2 protein-coding genes and 2 pseudogenes are annotated in these 2,736 nt (G+C 67.6%); all 4 read left to right on the top strand.

What is annotated here, in order from left to right; all coding sequences use genetic code 11:
• Positions 1–767 precede the first annotated feature (767 nt).
• Positions 768–926, top strand: a pseudogene (locus tag ACI2L1_RS45065) (transposase); the annotation flags it as partial.
• A 64-nt stretch (positions 927–990) separates the two neighbouring features.
• Positions 991–1,428, top strand: a complete 438-nt coding sequence (locus ACI2L1_RS45060; RefSeq protein ID WP_404745284.1) for a DDE-type integrase/transposase/recombinase — start codon at positions 991–993, stop codon at positions 1,426–1,428.
• Positions 1,356–1,949 (top strand): annotated as a pseudogene (locus ACI2L1_RS45055) (transposase); the annotation flags it as partial. The gene ACI2L1_RS45060 and the pseudogene ACI2L1_RS45055, both read left to right, overlap by 73 nt.
• A 25-nt stretch (positions 1,950–1,974) precedes the next feature.
• Positions 1,975–2,274, top strand: a complete 300-nt coding sequence (locus ACI2L1_RS45050) for a hypothetical protein (protein ID WP_404745285.1) — start codon at positions 1,975–1,977, stop codon at positions 2,272–2,274.
• Positions 2,275–2,736 lie beyond the last annotated feature (462 nt).

Here is a 2,736-nt window from a genome sequence, read left to right as displayed (position 1 = left end):
CCTCCCAGGTCGTGGCGGTGTCCGCGCCCAACGGCGTGGTGGCACCGACACCGGTGACGAGGACGGTGCGAGGAGATGAGGTCGGGTTCACGGATCCGTTCACTTTACGGAGGGGAGGGGCTTTGGCCATGGGCGAGGTGAGGGACGGTTGCGCGGCGGAGATGGGCCGTGGCCGAGAGTCGCACTGTCCGCAATAAGTGAAACGGCCATGTCGCGTGCCGGGTTCATCGGTGTGCGTCACTCGCGGAGTGAGTAGGGCCGGGAAGTCTGTCTCCGTTGCTCAGCTTCCGTCGTCCGATGCGGTTCAGGCGCAGGGGATCGGTACTGAACAGTTTCCGTGGACTTCAAGGTGAGAAGTCATCCCCGGCAGGGTGCGTGGCAGGGCACCCGCGGGGGCCTGGTGGCCTTCAGGAACAGGGGCCAGGCTGAGAAGCCGACTGACGCGGTGTCGATGACGACGACGATCAGCATGGGCGAGGGTGGGACAACAGTGGTGTCGATGGCCACGACCGCACTGCGTCGGCCGGGAGCGGGAGCGGGCGGGTTCACGCGCTTCCGTTATCCGCACCCGGGTCACAACTGGCGCGAACGCTCGATTCAGTTGCTCAGCTTCGGTTCTGCTCCACCGCGCCCTTCTCCCGCCAGCCGAAGGCGGTTCGAAGCCATCCGCGTGATGGCCCGCGAGCACCTGCCGGTGCAGCCGGCCTGCCGGGTGCGTCGCCGAGTCCGGGTACTACGCCTGGCGGGACCGTCCACCGCCGAACCGCCTGGTCAAGCACGCCTGGCTGACCGAGGCCATCATGGGCATCCACGCCGCCTCCCGCGGCACCCACGGCACGCGCCGGGTCCACGCCGAACTCCGCCTGGGCCTGAGCATCCACGTCAGCCACGGCACCGTGGAACCGCTGATGCAACGCGCCGGCCTGCACGGCCTGCCCGGCAACCGACGCCCGCGCGCCAAAACACGTCACCCCCTCGGCCGCCGACCTGGTGGAACGGAACTTCACCCGGCACGCCCGGGACCAGCTATGGGTCACCGACATCACCGAGCACCCCACCTTCGAGGGCAAGGTCTACTGCGCGGTCGTCCTGGACACCTTCTCCCGACGCGTGGTCGGTTGGTCGATCGACGTCTCACCCACCGCGGCGCTGACCACCAACGCCCTCGCCATGGCCATCGGCAACCGCTCCCCGCGGCCGGGCGGCATCATCATCCACTCCGATCACGGAGTGCAGGGCGGATTCAACTGGTCGTCGCAACACCTTGATCACGGAGGTGTTGGATGGGACGACCGAGGAAGCCGATGCCGCAGGCGCCGGCGGGGGCGCGACGGCAGTGGGCCGCGGATCGGGCGATGCGGGCGCCGATGCGCTCGCCCGGCCGCCCGGAGCCGTCGCGCGCTGTGCAACGGGAGTTCTGGCGCCTGATCGCGTCCGGGGCACAACGGTCCAGGCCGCCGAAGGGGTGGGCGTGTCGGCACCGGTCGGGATCCGATGGTTTCGACACGCTGGCGGGGTGACGCCGCTGAGCCTGGACGAGCCCACCGGCCGGTACCTGTCGTTCGTCGAGCGTGAGGAGATCGCGCTGCTCAAGGCCCAGGACAAGGGCGTGCGCGAGATCGCTCTCGCGATCGGCCGCGACCCCGGGACCGTCTCTCGTGAACTGCGCCGAAACGCTGCGAGCAGGGGCGGCAAGCCGGTCTACCGCGCCGTGGTGGCGCAGTGGAAGGCGCAGCAGGCCGCAAAGCGTCCGAAGACGGCGAAGCTGGTGGGCAACCAGCGGCTGCGTGAGTACGTGCAGGACCGGCTCGCTGGGAACGTCCGTAGGTATGACGGCACGATCGTCCCGGGCCCCAGGACACCGCCGTGGAAGGGGTTGAACAAGCCCCATCGCCGAGACCGACGGTGGTCGACGGCATGGAGCCCAGAGCGGATCACGCCTCGGCTGAAGGTAGACTTCCCCGGTGATCAACTTTGCTCGCTTCAACAGGTCGGTGTTGCATCGAAGTTGAGCTCGCCCAGTTCGAGTCCTGGGCGTTCACCCAGCGCGCGAAGGCCTCCGGCCTGCTGCTCCCGATGGGCTCCATCGGGGACTACGTGGACAACGCGATGATGGAGTCCTTCTGGGCTCGGGTCCAAGTCGAACTTCTCAACCGCAGACGGTGGCGGACGCGTCTGGAGCTGCTCACTGCGCTCTTCGAGTACCTGGAAATCTTCCACAACCGCCAGCAGGCACTCTGCGCTTATCTCTACCGAACCTGGAACGGTTCATGAGACCAATTGGGCAACAAGGCCCCTCAATGGAAGGGAAGTTGTCGGTGCGGGGCGGCAGGCGGCATGCCAGGGACGCGTAGAATACGAGGAGTTGGCCGCCGCACCCGTATGCGCGAAGGCAGGCGCGGACCTTGCCTCCGGTGTGCTGAACCGCCGACTTGCAAAGGAGGAACCGGGACGCGGTCGGGTTGGCCGCGCGCAGCGTGCCGTAGGACACCGGGACTGGCTGGCCGATTTCACGCACGTGGTCGTCCGGGCTGGCACAACGTGCTGGTCGAGCATGGCCGCCGGCGGCGACCCAACGTCTGGGCGGGCTCATTGTGTCGCCAGTGCACCTGGCGGCGCATTGTGCGGTCATCGGCAGCGACAGTATTTTCGGCATAGGAAAGACCAGACATGGCGATTGAGTTCTCTCCGGGCTTCAGGCAGTTCCTTGAGGTTTGGGTGGGCGCTGATGTGGCG

Source organism: Streptomyces sp. NPDC019531 (assembly GCF_044903305.1).
Taxonomy (GTDB): Bacteria; Actinomycetota; Actinomycetes; order Streptomycetales; family Streptomycetaceae; genus Streptomyces.
This window is presented reverse-complemented; position numbering and strand designations above follow the sequence as displayed.